This is a genomic window from Streptomyces sp. NPDC054866, from assembly GCF_053610745.1.
In genome coordinates this window covers 1-16516 of the sequence record NZ_JBSGZA010000012.1, presented here as the reverse complement: position 1 = coordinate 16516, position 16516 = coordinate 1, and the positions used below count along the sequence as shown (strand labels likewise).

At 70.5% G+C, this 16516-nt stretch carries 17 protein-coding genes and 1 pseudogene; 10 read left to right on the top strand and 8 right to left on the bottom strand.

Annotated elements, in window-relative coordinates:
- Nucleotides 1–6: 6 nt before the first annotated feature.
- The gene (locus tag ACWGI2_RS38990; protein WP_453700640.1) at nt 7–1026 is read left to right on the top strand and encodes a Gfo/Idh/MocA family protein; all 1020 of its coding nucleotides are present in this window, start codon (nt 7–9) and stop codon (nt 1024–1026) included.
- Between the two features lie 81 nt (nt 1027–1107).
- Here ACWGI2_RS38990 and ACWGI2_RS38985 read toward each other — a convergent pair whose 3' ends face one another.
- Nucleotides 1108–2058 (bottom strand): NADP-dependent oxidoreductase, encoded by a 951-nt coding sequence (locus ACWGI2_RS38985; protein ID WP_453700639.1) that lies wholly within the window; start codon nt 2056–2058, stop codon nt 1108–1110.
- Between the two features lie 69 nt (nt 2059–2127).
- Here ACWGI2_RS38985 and ACWGI2_RS38980 point away from each other — a divergent pair, with 69 nt between their 5' ends.
- The 3 genes from ACWGI2_RS38980 to ACWGI2_RS38970 all read left to right on the top strand — a co-directional run bounded on the left by ACWGI2_RS38980 (nt 2128) and on the right by ACWGI2_RS38970 (nt 3707).
- On the top strand, nt 2128–3114 hold the full coding sequence (locus tag ACWGI2_RS38980) for a GlxA family transcriptional regulator (RefSeq protein ID WP_453700637.1): 987 nt from the start codon (nt 2128–2130) through the stop codon (nt 3112–3114).
- A 75-nt stretch (nt 3115–3189) separates the two neighbouring features.
- Complete coding sequence (locus ACWGI2_RS38975) at nt 3190–3402, top strand: hypothetical protein (RefSeq protein ID WP_160509546.1); 213 nt, start codon at nt 3190–3192, stop codon at nt 3400–3402.
- 140 nt (nt 3403–3542) lie between these two features.
- Nucleotides 3543–3707 (top strand): hypothetical protein, encoded by a 165-nt coding sequence (locus tag ACWGI2_RS38970; RefSeq protein WP_453398718.1) that lies wholly within the window; start codon nt 3543–3545, stop codon nt 3705–3707.
- A gap of 57 nt (nt 3708–3764) precedes the next feature.
- On the opposite strand, the gene ACWGI2_RS38965 is transcribed toward ACWGI2_RS38970, so the two are convergent.
- Nucleotides 3765–4403, bottom strand: a complete 639-nt coding sequence (locus ACWGI2_RS38965; protein WP_453700636.1) for a disulfide bond formation protein B — start codon at nt 4401–4403, stop codon at nt 3765–3767.
- Nucleotides 4403–4567 carry a DUF5993 family protein gene (locus tag ACWGI2_RS38960; RefSeq protein WP_202121475.1) on the bottom strand — a complete coding sequence of 55 codons (165 nt, stop codon included), beginning with the start codon at nt 4565–4567 and terminating at the stop codon, nt 4403–4405. Before ACWGI2_RS38960 ends, ACWGI2_RS38965 begins: the two co-directional genes overlap by 1 nt.
- 445 nt (nt 4568–5012) lie before the next feature.
- On the opposite strand from ACWGI2_RS38960, the gene ACWGI2_RS38955 reads away from it, so the two are divergent.
- A complete protein-coding gene (locus tag ACWGI2_RS38955) occupies nt 5013–6209 on the top strand; it encodes a hypothetical protein (protein ID WP_453700634.1) in 1197 nt (398 codons plus the stop codon).
- 10 nt (nt 6210–6219) lie between these two features.
- On the opposite strand, the gene ACWGI2_RS38950 is transcribed toward ACWGI2_RS38955, so the two are convergent.
- Complete coding sequence (locus ACWGI2_RS38950) at nt 6220–6831, bottom strand: dihydrofolate reductase family protein (RefSeq protein ID WP_453700632.1); 612 nt, start codon at nt 6829–6831, stop codon at nt 6220–6222.
- A gap of 226 nt (nt 6832–7057) precedes the next feature.
- Here ACWGI2_RS38950 and ACWGI2_RS38945 point away from each other — a divergent pair, with 226 nt between their 5' ends.
- Nucleotides 7058–8209, top strand: a complete 1152-nt coding sequence (locus ACWGI2_RS38945) for a hypothetical protein (RefSeq protein ID WP_453700631.1) — start codon at nt 7058–7060, stop codon at nt 8207–8209.
- Here ACWGI2_RS38945 and ACWGI2_RS38940 read toward each other — a convergent pair.
- Nucleotides 8172–9200, bottom strand: a complete 1029-nt coding sequence (locus ACWGI2_RS38940) for a helix-turn-helix transcriptional regulator (protein ID WP_453700629.1) — start codon at nt 9198–9200, stop codon at nt 8172–8174. The genes ACWGI2_RS38945 and ACWGI2_RS38940 overlap by 38 nt on opposite strands.
- Nucleotides 9201–9292: 92 nt before the next feature.
- Here ACWGI2_RS38940 and ACWGI2_RS38935 point away from each other — a divergent pair.
- The 4 genes and pseudogenes from ACWGI2_RS38935 (at nt 9293) to ACWGI2_RS38920 (ending at nt 12057) form a co-directional block, all read left to right on the top strand.
- Nucleotides 9293–9755, top strand: a pseudogene (locus ACWGI2_RS38935) (mycothiol transferase).
- 50 nt (nt 9756–9805) lie between these two features.
- A complete protein-coding gene (locus tag ACWGI2_RS38930) occupies nt 9806–10909 on the top strand; it encodes a winged helix DNA-binding domain-containing protein (protein ID WP_453700628.1) in 1104 nt (367 codons plus the stop codon).
- A gap of 126 nt (nt 10910–11035) precedes the next feature.
- Nucleotides 11036–11455 (top strand): RidA family protein, encoded by a 420-nt coding sequence (locus ACWGI2_RS38925; protein ID WP_453700627.1) that lies wholly within the window; start codon nt 11036–11038, stop codon nt 11453–11455.
- Nucleotides 11455–12057, top strand: a complete 603-nt coding sequence (locus ACWGI2_RS38920) for a hypothetical protein (protein ID WP_453700626.1) — start codon at nt 11455–11457, stop codon at nt 12055–12057. Before ACWGI2_RS38925 ends, ACWGI2_RS38920 begins: the two co-directional genes overlap by 1 nt.
- Nucleotides 12058–12072: 15 nt before the next feature.
- On the opposite strand, the gene glgB is transcribed toward ACWGI2_RS38920, so the two are convergent.
- The 3 genes from glgB to ACWGI2_RS38905 all read right to left on the bottom strand — a co-directional run.
- Nucleotides 12073–14364, bottom strand: coding sequence for a 1,4-alpha-glucan branching protein GlgB (gene glgB / locus ACWGI2_RS38915; protein WP_453700625.1), 2292 nt, complete (start codon nt 14362–14364; stop codon nt 12073–12075).
- Nucleotides 14365–14392: 28 nt separating this feature from the next.
- Nucleotides 14393–15745: a maltokinase N-terminal cap-like domain-containing protein gene (locus ACWGI2_RS38910; RefSeq protein ID WP_453398708.1), complete on the bottom strand. Its 1353-nt coding sequence runs from the start codon at nt 15743–15745 to the stop codon at nt 14393–14395.
- Nucleotides 15746–15754: 9 nt separating this feature from the next.
- The coding region (locus ACWGI2_RS38905) for an alpha-glucosidase C-terminal domain-containing protein (RefSeq protein ID WP_453700623.1) at nt 15755–16516 on the bottom strand (762 nt) is incomplete at its 5' end.

Below are 16516 nucleotides of genomic sequence, written 5' to 3'. Positions count from 1 at the left end.
ACCGTCATGCCATCTCAGCGAGGACTCGGTGTGGCCGTCATAGGCACCGGAAAGATGGGCGCGGACCACGTACGCCGGCTCCATGAGGTCATCAGCGGGGCGCGGGTGGCGGCCGTCGCCGACATCGAGGCGGAGCGTGCGAAGTCCCTGGCCGCCACGATCGACGGGTGCACGGCCTACACCGAACCGGCGGCCGCCATGGCCTCGGGAGAGGTGGATGCCGTACTGATCGCCTCTCCCGGCCCCGCCCACGAGGCGGCCCTGACCGAAGCCCTCGGTCGCGACCTGCCGGTGCTGTGCGAGAAGCCGATGGCTCCGGACACGGCCTCTTCCCTGCGCGTCATGGAGGCGGAGCGGCGGCTCGGACACCGGCGTATCCAGGTGGGCTTCATGCGGCGCTACGACGCCGAGTACGTCAGGCTCAAAGGGCTCCTCGACAGCGGTGAGTTGGGCAGGGCGCTGATGCTGCACCAACGCCACCGCAACCTGGCCATGCCGCCGGGATTCACCGACGAGATGCTCATCACCAGCTCCGTCGCCCACGAGGTGGACGCGGCCCGCTGGCTGCTCGACCAGGAGATCGCGGCGGTCACCGTGCACAAGCCGACGGCGTCGTCGCTCGCCCCGGCGGGCATGAACGACCCTCAGTTCGTCCTCCTCGAGACCACGTCGGGCGCGCTCGTCGACGTCGAGATCTTCGGTCACTGCGGTTACGGCTACCAGGTCCAGGCCGAGGCGGTCTGTGAGCGGGGCACCGTACGCATCGGGGACGAACAAGGGCCCCGGGTGAGCACCGACGGCCGCTGGGGAGGGCACGTCCCGCCGGACTACGTCGAGCGTTTCGAGGACGCCTACGACCGCGAGGTGCAGGCCTGGGTGGACGCCACCCGCAGGGGCGAGGTCACAGGCCCGAGCGCCTGGGACGGCTATGCGGCGGCGGCCGTGTGCGAGGCGGGCGTGGTGTCCCAGCGGGAGGGCGGGCGCGTCGAGGTCGAGCTGGTCGAGCGGCCTGACTTCTACGGGTAGACCGTGCGGCGAGACGGAGCGGGCGGCACCGGATCGGTGCCGCCCGCTCGGTGTCGTGGCCGAAGCGCCTTCGCGGGGCGCCTACGGGCGGACCGTGAGCACCAGCTTCCCCGTGACGCGGCCCGTCTCGCCCTGCGCGTGCGCCTTCGCGGCGTCGGCGAGCGGATACGTGTCCGAGACGTGGACCCGCAGCTGTCCGGACTCGGCGAGGGCCGCGATCGCCGCCATGCCCGCCTGGTCGTGCTCCACCAGCATGTCCGTGGCCCGAACGCCCAACTCGGCCGCGCGCTCGGCTACTTCGCCGAAGTTGCCCGGCAGGATCGACACCAGCATGCCGCCCGGCCGCAGCACCTCCAGGGAGCGCAGCCGGTCCTCGCCGCCCAGCGGGTCGAGGACCACGTCGATGTCACGGGCCTCCTTCACGAAGTCCGCGGAGCGGTAGTCGATGACTTCGTCCGCGCCCAGGCAGCGCACGAAGTCATGCTTGGCGGCCGAGGCCGTGCCGATGACGTACGCGCCACGCGCCTTGGCGATCTGCACCGCCACATGGCCCACGCCACCGGCCGCCGCGTGCACCAACACCCGCTGGCCCGGCTGCACTTGGGCGTTGTCGACCAGGGCCTGCCAGGCGGTCAGCGCGACCAGCGGCAGGGCGCCCGCCTCGACGTGGCTCAATCCCGCGGGCCTTCGTACGAAGGCGCGGGTGGGTCCGGTCACGTACTCGGCGTGCGAACCGGCCCCGTACGGGTAGGGCAGCATGCCGAACACCTCGTCGCCCGGCTTGAACAGCGAGACGCCGATGCCGACCGCCTCGACGACGCCCGACACGTCCCAGCCGAGCGTGAACGGCGGCTCGCCCAGGAAGGCGCCGAACCTGCGGTGCTTCCAGTCGGTCGGGTTCACGCCCGCCGCGTGCACGGCCACGAGCACCTGCCCGACGCCGGGCTCGGGGCGAGCGACCTCGATCTCTTTCAGTACGTCGGGGTCGCCCAGGACGTCCTGGCTGATGGCCTTGGTGTTGTTGTTGGTCATGAATACAGCGTGCGGCAAGGTCTTGACCTGGGCAATGGCAAGATTGCCATTAAGCGATAGGATCGTGCCATGGCTTCGATGGAATTCCTCGCCGATCGCCCGCACCGCGTGGTCGTCCTCGCTCTCGACGGCGTCTACCCCTTCGAGCTCGGCATCCCGAACAGGGTCTTCCCGCTGGTCCCCGGGGCTTACGAGGTGGTGACCTGCGCGGCGACGGAGGACCGCACGGTGGCCACCGACGCCGATTTCACCATCACCGTCGGACACGGCCCCGAGGCGCTGGAGAGCGCGGACACGGTGGTGCTGCCGCCCTACTCCCTGCGGCTCATCGCCGCCGAGCTGTCGGAGCCGGTGTGCGCCGCGCTCGCCCGAATCAGGCCCGGCACGCGGTTCGTGTCCATCTGTACGGGGGCGTTCACGCTCGCCGCGGCCGGCATGCTGGACGGGCGGCCCGCGACGACGCACTGGGCGCTCGCGGACCACTTCCGGAAGCTGTTCCCCCAAGTCGACCTGGATCCCGACGTGTTGTTCGTTGACGACGGCGACGTGCTCACCTCGGCGGGGGCCGCCTCCGGGGTCGACGCGTGCCTGCACGTGGTGCGCTCCGACCACGGCAGCGCGGTCGCCAACCGGGTCGCCCGGCACTGCGTCGTGCCCCCGTGGCGAGAGGGCGGCCAGGCCCAGTACATCGAACAGCCGATCCCGGACGAGGGCGCCGCCGGCACCGGAGCCACCCGTACCTGGGCCCTGGAACACCTCGACCGGCCGCTCGCCCTGCGGGAGTTGGCCGCGCACGCCCGGATGAGCCCGCGCACCTTCGCCCGCCGCTTCCAGGAGGAGACGGGCACGAGCCCCGGCCGTTGGCTGATCCAGCAGCGTGTGCACCGGGCCCGGCATCTGCTGGAGTCCAGCGACCTGTCGGTCGACCGGATCGCCGCGGAGGTCGGTTTCGCCACCGGCACGTCGCTGCGGCAGCACTTGCAGGCGGCCATCGGGGTCTCGCCGCAGGTGTACCGGAAGACGTTTCAGGCGGGGGTGGCGGCGGGCGGCGCGTAGGCGGTGCGGCCGGGCAGCGGGGTCGGCCCTTCGGCTCGGAGTGCCGGCGCGGGCGGCACGGAGCACCCTGGAGACATGCAGACCGCGCCGATAATCGTCCACGCGCTCTCGCCTACGGGCGGGCGCAGAGTGACGGCGCGCGGAGAGATCCTCGGCCTCGCGCACTCGGACGCGGACGTCATCGAGTTCCTGCGCCGGGCCGGACTGCCGGACGCGGAAGTGCTGCTCGACGACCCGGCGTGGGTGAAGTGGCGCGGCGGTCGTGCCCACCACTACGAAGCGGCATAGCGCGTCGAGGCGCTGACCAGGGCTTATCGCAGTCGATCAATGCCGGGACGGGTACATGTAACGGCCAGCCGCCGGGGGCGGGGTTGCACTGGAATGGTTACTGCACGCAAAGGTGCGTGCACCGACAGTAAGGATCGACCATGGGTAAGCGTCAGTCTCCCCGGGACAAGCGCCGCGCCGTCCGCGACCAGGAGCGCAGCAAGCAGCAGCCCCGTAGGCAGGGCGAGCAGAGCGACGTCGAGAGGGTCGAGGAGCACCGGCGCTCCGAGCCCGGCGGCAAGCCGGGCGGCGACATGGACTTCTAGGCTGCCGAGCCTGACCGAGGCGCCTCACCTGCCCCCTGACGGGGCGGGTGGGGCGCCTCAGTCCATGATCCCGACGTCGTAGAAGAAGCGGTAGCGGTCCGGGTCGTCCGGCAGGAACCAGTGGAAGCCCTCCAGGAGGAAGACCGCGACCAGGTTCACCGCGATCACCAGTGCGAGGAAGCCGAGCACGGCCCGACCGGCCATCCTGTACATCCCAGACGCGGGCACCGTGGTGTCGGCCGTGGAGTGGGCGAAGGCCATCACGATGCCGATCGCCACCACCGAGGCCATGAAGAGGATCCAGGCCCAGACGTACATGTGCAGACCGAGCACGGGGGATCCGTAGCCCTTGTCGCCCGGCAGGATGTGCAGCATCGTCTGCCGCCAGGACGCGAAGGCGCCGCACATCACGGCGACCAGAGCGAGACCCCAGCCCATCATGTAGTCGCGGCCCGTGACCGTGCCGGTCATGCCGCGACGCACGATGTACGCGGCCCCGAGCGCGGCGAGCAGCATGAACATGCGCTGCACCATGCACAGCGGGCAGGGGTAGTCCCAGGAGATGAACTGCACGCCGAGCCCGCCGCAGACGACACCGGTCCAGCCGACGGCGAAGAAGCAGGCGAACCAGTACTGGACCCTGCCGAGCACGCTGAAGCGCTCGGTGCCCGGCAGCGGGGCCGTCAGCGCGCTCATCAGTAGCTCAACCCCAACTTGAGGCTGCTGGTGATGTGATGGGCGAGCAGGAGGATCGTGAGCACGAGCATGATCCACCAGCCGCCGAGCAGCACGGCCCGTGACCGCTGCCGGTGAAGCGCGTACAGGGTGGCCAGAAGGCCGCCGAAGATGAGGGTGTCCATGGCCGCGGAAGGTATCCGGGGCGACGGCCGCACAGCCGCAGGACGATCGGGACGCGCCACCGGGTCCACGGGAAGGGACCAACCTGCCGCCTCCGCCGCTACAGTCCCGCCATGGGGTGGGGCAGGGGAGTGCGCAGGGCGCGGAGGTGCGGCTGGTGTGGGGCGCCGGTGGAGCAGACGGGGCGTTGGCGCAGGCGCCGTTACTGCTGCCGTAGCCATCGTCGAAAGGCCAGCCTGTTGTCCTGGGTGTGGGATCTTCTTGACGGGCTGACGGGCTGACGGGCTGACGGGCTGACGGGGTGACGGGGTGACGGGCTGACGGGCTGACGGGCTGACGGGCTGACGGGCTGACCGGCAGGTAGGCTGCCCGTTCGCTGAGGTGGGACTAGGGGGAGCGATCATTCGCGGCGTTGCGGGAATCAAGGGCAAGGCAGTGGTGGCCGGCATGGTGCTGGCCGTTGTGCTCACCGCTGCCGGGTGCGGCACAGACTCCGCGCCGGGCGGCTCACGAGGCACGGGCTCCGCCGGATCCGCAGGCAAGGACGACCGGCCGAAGAGCCCCGCGGGCTCCCTCACTTGGGAGTTCGAGCACATCGCGGACTACAGCGGAAAGCTCGCCGACGTCGCCGTCCTGGCCGAGGACGACATCTGGGCGGTCGGCACCGAGAACAACGGCGAGTCCAACGCCCACCTGCTGCACTACGACGGCACGAAGTGGAAGCGCGAGCCCCTCCCCGAAGCCCTCGGCGACAGCGCCTACGCGCCATTGCTCGAAGAGGTCGGAGAGGAAGCACTGTGGCTGCGGCCGCAGGGCTCCGAAGACGGCGCCGCCGTGCAACGCTGGGCCCAGTGGGACGGCACCCGCTGGTCCGCGGTAGCAAGCCCCCCGCCGGGCAACGTCGGGGACTTCGAAGCCGCGGGCCCGGACGACATCTGGGCCCTCGACAGCGAGCGGACCGCCCAGCACTGGGACGGCACCCGCTGGACCACGACCCGGCTGCCGTACGGAGCCTCCGACCTCGCCGTGGTGGGCCCGGCCGACGTCTGGGCGGTCGGCAGCCGCTCCACCGGTCCCGGCACCCAACTCGAAGGCTCCGATGACGGGTACAGCCAGCCCGCCTCGATGCACTGGGACGGCACCTCCTGGAAGGCGGTGGACACTCCGCAGGCCCGCTTCGAGGAGCCCCTGCCGCCGGAACCCAGCGCAGGCCTCGGCCAGGTCTTCGCGCTCGACAGCGGTGAAGTGCGCGCGTACGGCAGCAACTCCTTCAACCACGGCGAGGTCGAGAACGAACCCGCGGACGAGTTCATCCAGCTGCGCTGGGACGGCTCGAAGTGGGTCGAGCAGAAGGACGCGCCCGGCGGATGCGCGCTGCGCACCCCGGTGGGCCAGGACGACAAGGGCCTGTTCCTCGACGGCAACTGGTACATGACCGACGACGGACGGTGCGTGAAGATCAAGCGCCATCGCCTGCCCCTGTCGACAGGCGCCCGCAAGGGGTCGAACCAGTCGCTGTGGCTGGAGGAGATCCACCGCGTGCCGGGCACCGACGAGTGGCTGGGCGCCGGGCACGTCCAGGTCAACCAGTCGGGAGACCCCTTCGGCGCGCCCGTCGTCGTACGCCTGGAGCGAGAAGGCTGACCCTCCGGTCCTACGCCTCGGCCCCGTACGTCCCGTACTCCGGAAGTCCCGTCGATTCGTAGACGTGGATCGCCAGACCTCCCGGAGTCGTCTCGTTGCTCAGGAGCCGCAAACCGAGAGGCGCACCGCCGTCCGGGAGCAGGCGGCGGCCCGTGCCCACGACCACGGGCGCGATCGCGAGGCGCAGTTCGTCGACCAGGCCGGCGGCCAGCAGGGACTGGCCGAGGCGGCCGCTGCCGTGGATCTGCAGCTCGCGGCCGGGCTGCCGCTTGAGCTCGGCGACCTGGGCGGGGATGTCGCCGGACAGGATCGTGGTCGGGTCCCACTCGGCCGTCGTCAGGCTGTGCGAGGCAACGTACTTCGGAAGACCGTTCAAGATGGCGGCGAACGGGTGCTCGGTCATCTTCGGCCAGTCCCGCGCGAAGTTCAGATACGTACGGCGGCCGAAGAGGAACGCGTCCGCCCGACCGAGCCAGCTACCGGCCAGCCGTTCGAACTCCGCGTCCAGGTGCGGCACGAACCAGCCGCCCCGGGTGAACCCGTCACTGGTGTCCTCGTCCGGCGCTCCCGGCCCCTGATAGACGCCGTCAAGGGACAGGAACTCCTGCAGTACCAACCTCATCGCGCACCACTTTCTCGACCGGGGGACGACTTTCTCGACCGGGGGACGTGTCCGCCCCTCCCACTCTTCAGACATCGTGTCGCACGCGTACTCATCGGTCCTGGCGCTGCCGATCCGTGTTCCGGGCAGAGATTTCGGCGTGGTGGAGCCGGGGACGGGGTAGCGCTTCCTTCCTCAGGTCCAAGGGCCATACTGGTCGGGCCCCAACCACTCACAGAACGACTCCATGGCCAAGAAAAGCAGCTCCACGACCACCGCCCCCGACACCGCGTGGCTGGGGCGCGGGCGCCACCTCGGGCCCGAGCCCGAGCAGGACGTCCGGCGCAACCTGATCGCCCTCAAGGCGGCCGGGGTGCTCGACGACTTCCTGGACCTCGACCCCGTCGAAGCGGCCCGCTCCACCGTCCTGCACCCGCGGGACGAGTCCGCAGACCCCGGCCCGTCGGCCCGACGCCTCTTCGAGGCCCGCTGGCGCGTGGCCGACGACGTCACGGTCCGCGCGCAGCTGACGCTGTACGACCCCGAGACCCGCCGCAAGGAAGCCGATGGCGTCACCTGGGTCATCGCCGCCGAGGCGGAACGGGCATGGGAAGCGCGCTGGCCCTCGCCCGCCCTCATGTTCTGGCCCGACAGCGACCGTGTCCCCTGGGACCACGACACGGTGCCGGGCGTGCGCCTGCGGACGACGAACCACCTGCCGAAGGACGACGACGAGCTGCGCCACCGGCTGCGGGACTGCACCCGGCAGAGCTGGTTCATCCACCTCGTGGTGCACGAGGCGATGACGCCGGACGCGATCGGGCAGCGGCCGGTCTCGACGTTCCTGCCGCCGAGCCTGCGGCACCGGGTGATCGAGCACCGGGGCACGCCGGAGCAGGCGCAGATCGCCGACTTCGCGATGAAGCGGGAGCTGAGCGTGCGGATGCCGCGCGGCGGCGCCGTCATCCTGCCCACGGCGCCGCAGACCGAGGGGTACGACGCGGAGCGCTTCACGGTGCGCAGCGTCTTCCTGGACGGCTCGGAACCCACCGAACTCCTGGACAGGATCAAGGAGTTCGCCGCGCTGCCGCGTCCGCTGCCTGTCGAGGCCGAGCGGACACTGACCCGGCTGCGCCAGGGCTGGCACCTGCTCACCCCGGACGAGGAGCTGACCCACGCCCAGGGCATGGTCACGAAGTACGCCGAGGCCCTTGAGGCCATGACGAACTCCCGTGACCTGTACCAGCAGGCGGCCGAGGCGGCGCAGGCCGCGCTGGCCGAGGTGACCGGTGGCGACGGCGTGCCCCGGTCTTCCGCGCCGGGTCACGTCAAGGCGGACGGCTCGCCGCTGAGCGCCCTGACTAAGGCGTTCGGCCGCTTCCGGGATCCGAACAAGTAGGCGCACTGGTCGCGGCGTTGGCGTATCGGCGGGCCAAGTGTGCGAAGGCGGCCTTGAGTTCAGGCGGGCCGACGACCTCGATGTCGGCGTCGAACCCGCCGATGGCCGCGGCCAGACCGGGCCATGACCACGAGCCGAGGACGAGTCGGCAGCGGTCCGGGCCGAGTTCCTCGACGACCCCCTCGCGGCTGTAGCGGGACACGGCGGCCGCGGGCAGGTCGAGGATCACCTCGCCGCGGCAGGGCAAGCCCGAGCCGTCGAAGCCCTGGAACCTGCCCGCGACGAAGGCGGCCACCTCGCCGCCGGGCACTTCGCGCGGGGTGAAGCGGGGCCCCGTCGGGGTGCGCGGGGTGATCCGGTCCGCGCGGAAGGTGCGCCAGTCCTCGCGGTCGAGGTCCCAGGCGACCAGATACCAGCGCGAGCCCCAGGTGACGAGGTGGTGGGGCTGCACCCGGCGCGGAGGAGGATCGGCTCGACCGTCGTCGGTGGCCGCGGGCGGGGAGACGGGGGCGTAGTCGAAGCGCAGCTCCTCGCGGGCGTGCACGGCGGCGCTGAGTGCCATGAGCACCGTGCCGGAGACCTGTGGGTTCGGCGAGGCGGAGGGCCGCTCGACGGCGGTCACTTGGAGGGTGTCGATGCGGCGGCGGAGCCGGGCGGGCATGACCTGCCGGACCGTGGTCAGCGCACGCGCCGCGGCTTCCTCGATGCCGGCGCCGGTGGTGGTGGCGATCTGGAGGGCGACGGCGAGGGCGACGGCCTGTTCGTCGTCGAACAGCAGCGGGGGCAGTTCCGTGCCCGCGTCGAGGCGGTAGCCCCCGTCGGGCCCCTTGACGGCCACGACGGGGTAGCCGAGCTCGCGAAGGCGGTCGACGTCACGGCGTACGGTGCGCGGGCTGACGCCAAGACGCTCGGCCAGCAGCGCGCCTGGCCAGTCCCGGCGCGCCTGGAGCAGCGAGAGCAGCGAGAGCAGGCGCCCTGAGGTCTTCGGCATGACTCCATGTTGCCAAGAGAAGCGGCCACAACCTGACCGCTTCTCTTGCGAAGGTCGTACCTGCCGGACACGGAGCACGACCGGAAGGCCCGATCACTGTGACAACCGCACCCACGCCGCCCACCTCGGCACTCGACGCCGAGCGCATCGACCTGCTCGCCGGGCTCGCGACAGCGCGATCGGCCCTGACCAACATGGTGCGTGGGATCGGGGACATGGCTGCGCTTCGCCGTCGACGGCCCGGCGGCGATGCGCTACGACCTGCCCGACGGTGTCACCTGGGACGACCTCGCCGCTGGTACCGCCCGCGAGTTCCCGCGGTGGGCGATCGACCACCAGAACGGCTTCCGGATGCTGCCCGGCGAGACGCTGGCCGCAATCCTCGCGCGCTACGAGGAAGTCGCCGCCCGCACGCTGCCGGAGGCCCCCTGGCACGAGCCGGGAGCCGTACGCAGCGTGCGCGGGGTGCTGATGCACGTCATCGCCGAGACCGCCCAGCACGCCGGCCACGCGGACATCCTGCGCGAGGCGCTCGACGGCCGGAAGCCGAGCTGAGCGACCCGCGGGTCCAGCATGAAACTGCACAACGCCGTAGGAGGCCTCCTATGACCGTTCTCGACAACCGGGCGCTCAACCGCGCGACGCTCGCCCGGCAGCTGCTCCTCGATCGCGCCGACGTACCGACCCTCGACGCCGTCGCGCACCTCGGCGGTCTCCAGGCGCAGGAACCGCAGGAGCCGTTCTTCGGCCTCTGGTCGCGGCTGCGGGCGTTCGACCCGGCGGAACTCTCTGACCATCTCGTCCGGCGGCGCGTGGTGCGCACCCACCTCATGCGCCGCACCGTCCACCTCGTCACCGCTGATGACGCCCTGGCCTGGCGCGCCCGCCACGACACGATGCTGCGCCAACGGGTCCTCGGGGTCTACCGCGGCGAACTCGACGGGACGGACCTCGACGAGCTCGCGGCAGCGGGCCGGGAGGTCATGGCCGACGGTGAGCCGCGCTCGATGACTCAGCTCGCGCGTGCACTCGCCGAGCGCTGGCCGGAGCCGGGGCCACGGGCGCTGGGGGAGATGCTGATGGCCGTCGTCCCGATGGTGCAGATGCCGCCGCGCGGGCTCTGGCGCACGAAGGCGGGAGTGCGCAACGCCCCGCTGTCGTCCTGGCTGGAGCGCGACGTCGACCTTCTGCCCCCGGACGGCTCCGATCCCGTGGGTCAGGCGCTGCTGCGCCGCTATCTGGCCGCGTTCGGTCCCGCCGCATCGGCCGACCTGCGCGCCTGGTGCGGTCTCGCCGGTCTGCCCGCCGCCGTCACCGCCCTGCGCGGGGAGCTGATCACCTTCCGGGACGAGCGGGGCCGGGAACTGCTCGACCTTCCCGAGGCACCGCGCCCGGACCCCGACACGCCTGCCCCGGTGCGGTTCCTGCCGGCGTTCGACAACGCGATCCTCGGCTATCAGGACCGCACCCGGATCATCGACGACGCCCACCGCGGCCTGTCGGTCGCAGGCGCCCGCGTCGTCCTGGTCGACGGCCGGGTCGCCGCCACCTGGACGGTTGAGGCAGACACGGTGACGGTCACCCCGCTGGGCCGTCTTCCCCGCGCCGACCGCGCAGCGGTCACCGAGGAGGGGCGGGCGCTCGCGGCGTTCCTCTCCGACGGCGAGAGCGACCGCGTACGGATCTCGGCTTCCGGCTCGCCGCAGTGAGGGCGGTGTCGTGAACTCCTTGGTCACCAAATGGTTCCTCAGTCACCGGAAAGTGCGTTCTTCCACGTCAGCGGCCACTCTCCTAGGGTTTCCCAGTAACCACCGGAGACCAAGGAGACAGACAGCATGGCCATCACTCTGGTAGATCCCGACGGGTTGCCGAAGATCGACGCCTACCGGCAGGTGTCGGTCGCGACGGGTTCGAAGCTGGTGTTCCTCGCCGGGCAGGTCGCCTGGGACGCCGAGGGAGTCACGGTGGGCGAAGGCGACCTCGCCGCGCAGGTCGAGCAGTGTTACCTCAACGTCGCCACCGCCCTCGCCGGGGTCGGCGCTTCCTTCGACGACGTGGCGAAGCTGACCGTGTACGTCGTCGACTGGACGCCGGACAAGATGCCTCTCTTCGCAGAGGGCGTCGCACGGGCGTCCGCGAAGTTGGGGGTCACGCCGGTACCGCCGGGCACGCTGGTGGGCGTCGCGGCGCTGGACGTCCCCGAACATCTGGTGGAGGTCGAGGCCACCGCGGTCATCGAGGAGAAGAGCTGTTGATGACCTTCCGGCAGCACATGGCGGAGATGTCCGCCCGCACCCTGGCGGAGTTTCCCGAAGAGGCGACCGCCGACATCTACGCGGTCACGTTCCGGATCGACAGCGTCGACCAGGACCCGAGGTTCCCGTACCTGGCGATCGGCTACACCACCGAGGCCGAGGCGGCTCGGCAGCTCGCGGAGACGAACGGGTCGGAGCCCTGGGAGACCCGCTGGAACTACGCCTACTTCCCGCCGTCGGGGCTGGAAGGCGTCCGCGTCATCGGCCACGACCCCGCACACGACCCGGCCGGCGCCGATCTGCACAGGCAAGAAGCGGTGGCCGAAGACCTCTGGTACGAGGAGGAGGGCGACCTCACCGAGGAGGAGCAGGACGAACGCGGCGAAGCGCTCGCGGAACAGTTCCACGAACTCTGCGTCGACGTCGCGCGCCGACTCCACGAGGACGGTCACCTCGTCAGCGCTTTCGGACGGCCCCTGCCGGTGATCCTCTACGACATGTTCGACCCCGACGAGATGTTCGCCCTGACCCGGGCCGCCAACCCGCCCGGACTGGTCACGGAGTTCCTGAGCGAGGACCCGCAGGAACAGCCACAGGCCTGAAGCGTGGGCTCGTCGTCACGCGGACGCGTGGGGCCTCAGCCAGATGCCCGCCAGCGGTGGAAGAGTCAACGCGATGGATGCGGCGAAGCCGTGCCCGGCCTGAGGCTCCAGCCGGACCGGGGCGTCGTTCCCGACTCCGCTGCCGCCGTAGCGCGACGCGTCGGTGTTGAGGATCTCCTCCCAGGCTTCGCCCGCCTCGGGGGGCACCCCGAGCCGGTAGTCGTGGCGGACCACCGGCGAGAAGTTGAAGACGGCCATGAGCGGGCTGCCGTCGGAGGCGTGGCGGAGGAAGGCGAAGACATTGTCCTCGGCGGCGTCGGTGGTGATCCAGGTGAAGCCGGACGGGGAGGTGTCCCGCTCCCACAGGGACGGCGTCACGACGTAGTGCTGGTTCAGATCGGCTACGAGATGCTGGACCGCCCGGTGTTCCAGGTGCGCCGGGTGATTCTCGTCGAGCACCCACCACTGAGGCCCTTCGCGCTCCGACCACTCCGCTCCCTGGGCGAACTCCTGGCCCATGAAGAGGAGTTGCTTGCCGGGGTGGGCCCACATGAAGGCCAGGTAGGCGCGGTGGTTGGCACGCCGCTGCCACCAGTCGCCCGGCATCTTGTCGACCAACGCCCGTTTTCCGTGCACGACTTCGTCGTGGGAGAGAGGCAGGACGTAGTTCTCGCTGTAGGCGTACACCATCGAGAACGTCATCTCGTCGTGGTGGTACTTGCGGTGCACGGGCTCGTGGGAGATGTAGGCCAGGGAGTCGTGGGACCAGCCCATGTTCCACTTGAGCCCGAACCCCAGGCCCCCGAGTCCGGCCGCCGAGGGGTGGTCCGTGGCCCGGGTGACCCCGTCCCAGGCCGTGGACTCCTCGGCGATGGTGACGACGCCCGGACAGCGGCGGTAGACGGTGGCGTTCATCTCCTGGAGGAAGGCGACGGCGTCGAGGTTCTCGCGGCCCCCGTGGATGTTCGGGGACCATTCGCCGTCCTCGCGTGAGTAGTCGAGGTAGAGCATCGAGGCGACGGCGTCGACGCGGAGCCCGTCGATGTGGAACTCCTCGCACCAGTAAGTGGCGTTCGCGACAAGGAAGTTACGGACCTCCTTGCGGCCGTAGTCGAAGATCAGCGTGCCCCAGTCGGGGTGCTCGGCCTGCCGGGGATCCTGCGGCTCGTACAGGTGTGGGCCGTCGAACGCGGCCAGGGCCCAGTCGTCGCGCGGGAAATGGCCGGGGACCCAGTCCAGGAGGACGCCGATTCCGGCCTGGTGCAGCGTGTCGATCAGGTACTTGAAGTCGTCGGGAGATCCGAAGCGTGCCGTGGGGGCGTAGAAGCCGGTGACCTGATAGCCCCACGAGCCGCCGAAGGGGTGCTCGGCCACGGGCATCAGCTCGACATGAGTGAAGCCCAACCCCCGTACATAGTCCGTCAGTTCCGTTGCCAGTTCGCGGTAGGTGGATCCCTGTCTCCACGAGCCGAGGTGAACCTCGTACACGGACATGGGAGCTTCGTGGACGGGGCGGTCGGCCCGGTGCTCCATCCATCGGGCGTCGCCCCACACGTGATGGCTGCTCGTCACGACGGAGGCCGTCGCCGGCGGTGTCTGCGTGTGGCGCGCCATCGGGTCCGCGCGCTGCGTACGGGAGCCGTCACCTCGCGTGATCTCGAATTTGTACATCGCCCCTTCGCCCAGGCCGGGCACGAAGAGCTCCCACACGCCCGATGACCCGAGTGACCGCATGGGCAGCGCGGTTCCGTCCCAGTGGCAGAAGTCGCCGCAGATCCGCACGCCCACCGCGTTGGGAGCCCACACGGCGAAGCGTGTGCCCTGGACCCCTTGCTGCTCTCCCACATGCGCGCCGAGCGCCGTCCAGAGTTGCTCGTGGCGGCCTTCGGAGATGAGGTGCAGATCCAGCTCGCCCAGGGTGGGAAGGAAGCGGTACGGGTCCTCCACCTCAAGGACGGCCTCGGGGTAGTGCACCCGCAGCCTGTAGGACGCGGATCCCTCGGCCACCGGAATGCCGCCCGAGAACAGGCCGTCGCCCTCGTCGTGCAGCTCCCACGTGAGGCCGTCCAGCACGACGGACACCGCCTTCGCGCCGGGCCGCAGGCAGCGCAGATGTACGCCGTGGGGCACGGGATGCGCACCGAGTACGGCGTGCGGGTCGTGATGTGCGCCGCGCAACAGCCGGTCCCGGTCGGCGGCGGCCAGTGGGGGTACCGCGCACGCACCGCGGACGGCTGTGGTTGCCGCGGTCACTGTGGCGGTCGCTGTGGCGGTTGTTGCGGCGGGGGACACGTCGGTGACGGCCATGTGTGCTGCTCCTCGAACCGGCGGGCGGTCAGTGGTGGCGGGCGAGACGTGCGACGGCCCGCAGGGGGACGGTGATCCAGTCAGGGCGGTGCGTCGCTTCGTAGAGGACTTCGTAGACGGCCCGGTCGGCCTCGTGCGCGTGCAGAAGCACCGGGATGTCCTGCGGATCGAAGAGGCCGGTCGCGCCGTATCCGTCGCAGAAGGCTGTACGGCAGCGCGCCGCCCACTCCGGCCTGGCCCCCTGCTCGACGTGGGCGGCGTAGTCGAAGGAACGCAGCATGCCGGCGATGTCGTGGATCGGAGAGCGGTCGGCGCGCCGTTCCGCCAGGGGTTTGGCGGGCTCGCCCTCGAAGTCGACGACATGCCACCGGCCGTCGGCCCGCAGCACCTGACCCAGATGGAGATCGCCGTGGATGCGCTGCAGGTGCAGACCGCCGTCCGCGGTGGCGAGCTTGATGAAGACCTCCCGCAGGCCCGGCACGTGCGAGCGCAGCGCTGGAACGGTGGCCGCCGCGTGCAGCAGCCGGTGCGTCATCTGGTCGGCCAGGCGTGTGTGGTGCTCCGCGGTCGGCTCGCCCACGGGGAACGATTCGGCGAGCGCCACGTGCAACTCGCCCGTCAACCGGCCCAGTTCCCGGGCCTGATCGGAGAAGTCGCCATGGGCCAGGGCCGATTGCAGGGCCAGGGTCCAGCCGTCCGTCGCCCCGCGGAGGAAGCGCTGCACGACGCCGAGCGTGCCCCAGAACGGCTCGGAGGTGTGGAACCAGGCGACGGGCGCGGGCACGCGCGTGTATCCGTGCCGGGCAAGGACGCCGGGAATCTCCAGGTCGGGGTTGATGCCGGGCTGCACCCTGCGGAACAGCTTCAGGATGATCTCATCGCCGTACACGATGGACGTGTTCGACTGCTCGGCCTCCAGGACGTGCGGCATGAGGCCCGCGGGAACCGCGGAGCGCGGGAACGACTCGAAGCGGAGCGCTCCCGTGACGCCGCCGCGCCGTATCCGGTCGAGGAGCAGGATCGTGGCCCGGGGGTCGTACAGAGCGTCGTAGACCAGGAGGTCCTGGCCCTGGGAACCCTCCATCCGGCCCAGGAGGCAGCCGTGCAGGCGGGGCGGCAGATCGGTGACGGCGCCCAGCAGCAACTGGTAACAGGCGGAGTCCTGGGGGAGCCCGTCCTGCTCGACCCGCACCAGCAGGTGAAAGACGTCGGGGGCCAGCTCCGTCGCGGCCGTCACGGAGACGCCGGTGACGGCACGCTCCCGGTGGGCGAACCATCTTTGCCGTGGCAGCCAGCGGCTCAACAAGGCCGCCAGCGTCGGGCTTGCGATGGGATGAGGTTCGGTGTCGTACGACAGCAGCAGAGGCGAAGACATCAGCATCACGTCCGATCACTTTTTGGAACGCACGGTCCGGGGCGCTCTTTCGCAGAGTCGGAACCAGTAGGAGCCGTGTCCGGCGAGGGTGAGGAGATAGGGAAGTTCGCCGATGGCGGGGAAGCGGACTCCGCCGATGAGTTCGACGGGGTTGCGGCCGTCGTAGGCCCGGAGGTCGAGCTCGGTGGGCTGCGCGAAGCGGGAGAAGTTGTGCACGCACAGGACCAGGTCGTCGTTGTACTCGCGCAGGAAGGCGAGGACGGCGCTGTTGGAGGAGGCGAGTTCGAGGTAGGAGCCGAGGCCGAAGGCGGGGTTCTGTTTGCGGATCTCGATCATCCGGCGGGTCCAGTGGAGCAGGGAGGACGGGGATGACATGGAGGCTTCGACGTTGGTGACCTGGTAGCCGTAGACCGGATCCATGATCGTCGGGAGGTAGAGCCTTCCTGGATCGCACGACGAAAAGCCCGCGTTGCGGTCGGGTGTCCACTGCATGGGGGTGCGGACCGCGTCGCGGTCGCCGAGCCAGATGTTGTCGCCCATGCCGATCTCGTCGCCGTAGTAGAGGATCGGCGAGCCGGGGAGGGACAGCAGCAGGGCGGTGAACAGTTCGATCTGGTTGCGGTCGTTGTCCAGGAGGGTGGCAAGCCGCCGCCGGATGCCGATGTTGGCGCGCATGCGCGGATCTTTGGCGTATTCCGCGTACATGTAGTCGCGTTCTTCGTCGGTGACCATTTCGAGGGTGAGCTCGTCGTGGTTGCGCAGGAAGATGCCCCATTG

Excerpts from the sequence above, each read along its gene's own strand:
- ACWGI2_RS38975 (WP_160509546.1), top strand. The coding sequence starts at position 3,190 with ATGCAGACCGCGCCGATAATCGTCCACGCGCTCTCGCCTACGGGCGGG.
- ACWGI2_RS38945 (WP_453700631.1), top strand. The coding sequence starts at position 7,058 with ATGGCCAAGAAAAGCAGCTCCACGACCACCGCCCCCGACACCGCGTGG.
- ACWGI2_RS38970 (WP_453398718.1), top strand. The coding sequence starts at position 3,543 with ATGGGTAAGCGTCAGTCTCCCCGGGACAAGCGCCGCGCCGTCCGCGAC.
- ACWGI2_RS38950 (WP_453700632.1), bottom strand. The coding sequence starts at position 6,831 with ATGAGGTTGGTACTGCAGGAGTTCCTGTCCCTTGACGGCGTCTATCAG.
- ACWGI2_RS38940 (WP_453700629.1), bottom strand. The coding sequence starts at position 9,200 with ATGCCGAAGACCTCAGGGCGCCTGCTCTCGCTGCTCTCGCTGCTCCAG.
- ACWGI2_RS38960 (WP_202121475.1), bottom strand. The coding sequence starts at position 4,567 with ATGGACACCCTCATCTTCGGCGGCCTTCTGGCCACCCTGTACGCGCTT.
- ACWGI2_RS38955 (WP_453700634.1), top strand. The coding sequence starts at position 5,013 with ATGGTGCTGGCCGTTGTGCTCACCGCTGCCGGGTGCGGCACAGACTCC.
- ACWGI2_RS38990 (WP_453700640.1), top strand. The coding sequence starts at position 7 with ATGCCATCTCAGCGAGGACTCGGTGTGGCCGTCATAGGCACCGGAAAG.
- glgB (WP_453700625.1), bottom strand. The coding sequence starts at position 14,364 with ATGGCCGTCACCGACGTGTCCCCCGCCGCAACAACCGCCACAGCGACC.
- ACWGI2_RS38920 (WP_453700626.1), top strand. The coding sequence starts at position 11,455 with ATGACCTTCCGGCAGCACATGGCGGAGATGTCCGCCCGCACCCTGGCG.
- ACWGI2_RS38910 (WP_453398708.1), bottom strand. The coding sequence starts at position 15,745 with ATGCTGATGTCTTCGCCTCTGCTGCTGTCGTACGACACCGAACCTCAT.
- ACWGI2_RS38965 (WP_453700636.1), bottom strand. The coding sequence starts at position 4,403 with ATGAGCGCGCTGACGGCCCCGCTGCCGGGCACCGAGCGCTTCAGCGTG.
- ACWGI2_RS38930 (WP_453700628.1), top strand. The coding sequence starts at position 9,806 with ATGACCGTTCTCGACAACCGGGCGCTCAACCGCGCGACGCTCGCCCGG.
- ACWGI2_RS38980 (WP_453700637.1), top strand. The coding sequence starts at position 2,128 with ATGGCTTCGATGGAATTCCTCGCCGATCGCCCGCACCGCGTGGTCGTC.
- ACWGI2_RS38925 (WP_453700627.1), top strand. The coding sequence starts at position 11,036 with ATGGCCATCACTCTGGTAGATCCCGACGGGTTGCCGAAGATCGACGCC.
- ACWGI2_RS38985 (WP_453700639.1), bottom strand. The coding sequence starts at position 2,058 with ATGACCAACAACAACACCAAGGCCATCAGCCAGGACGTCCTGGGCGAC.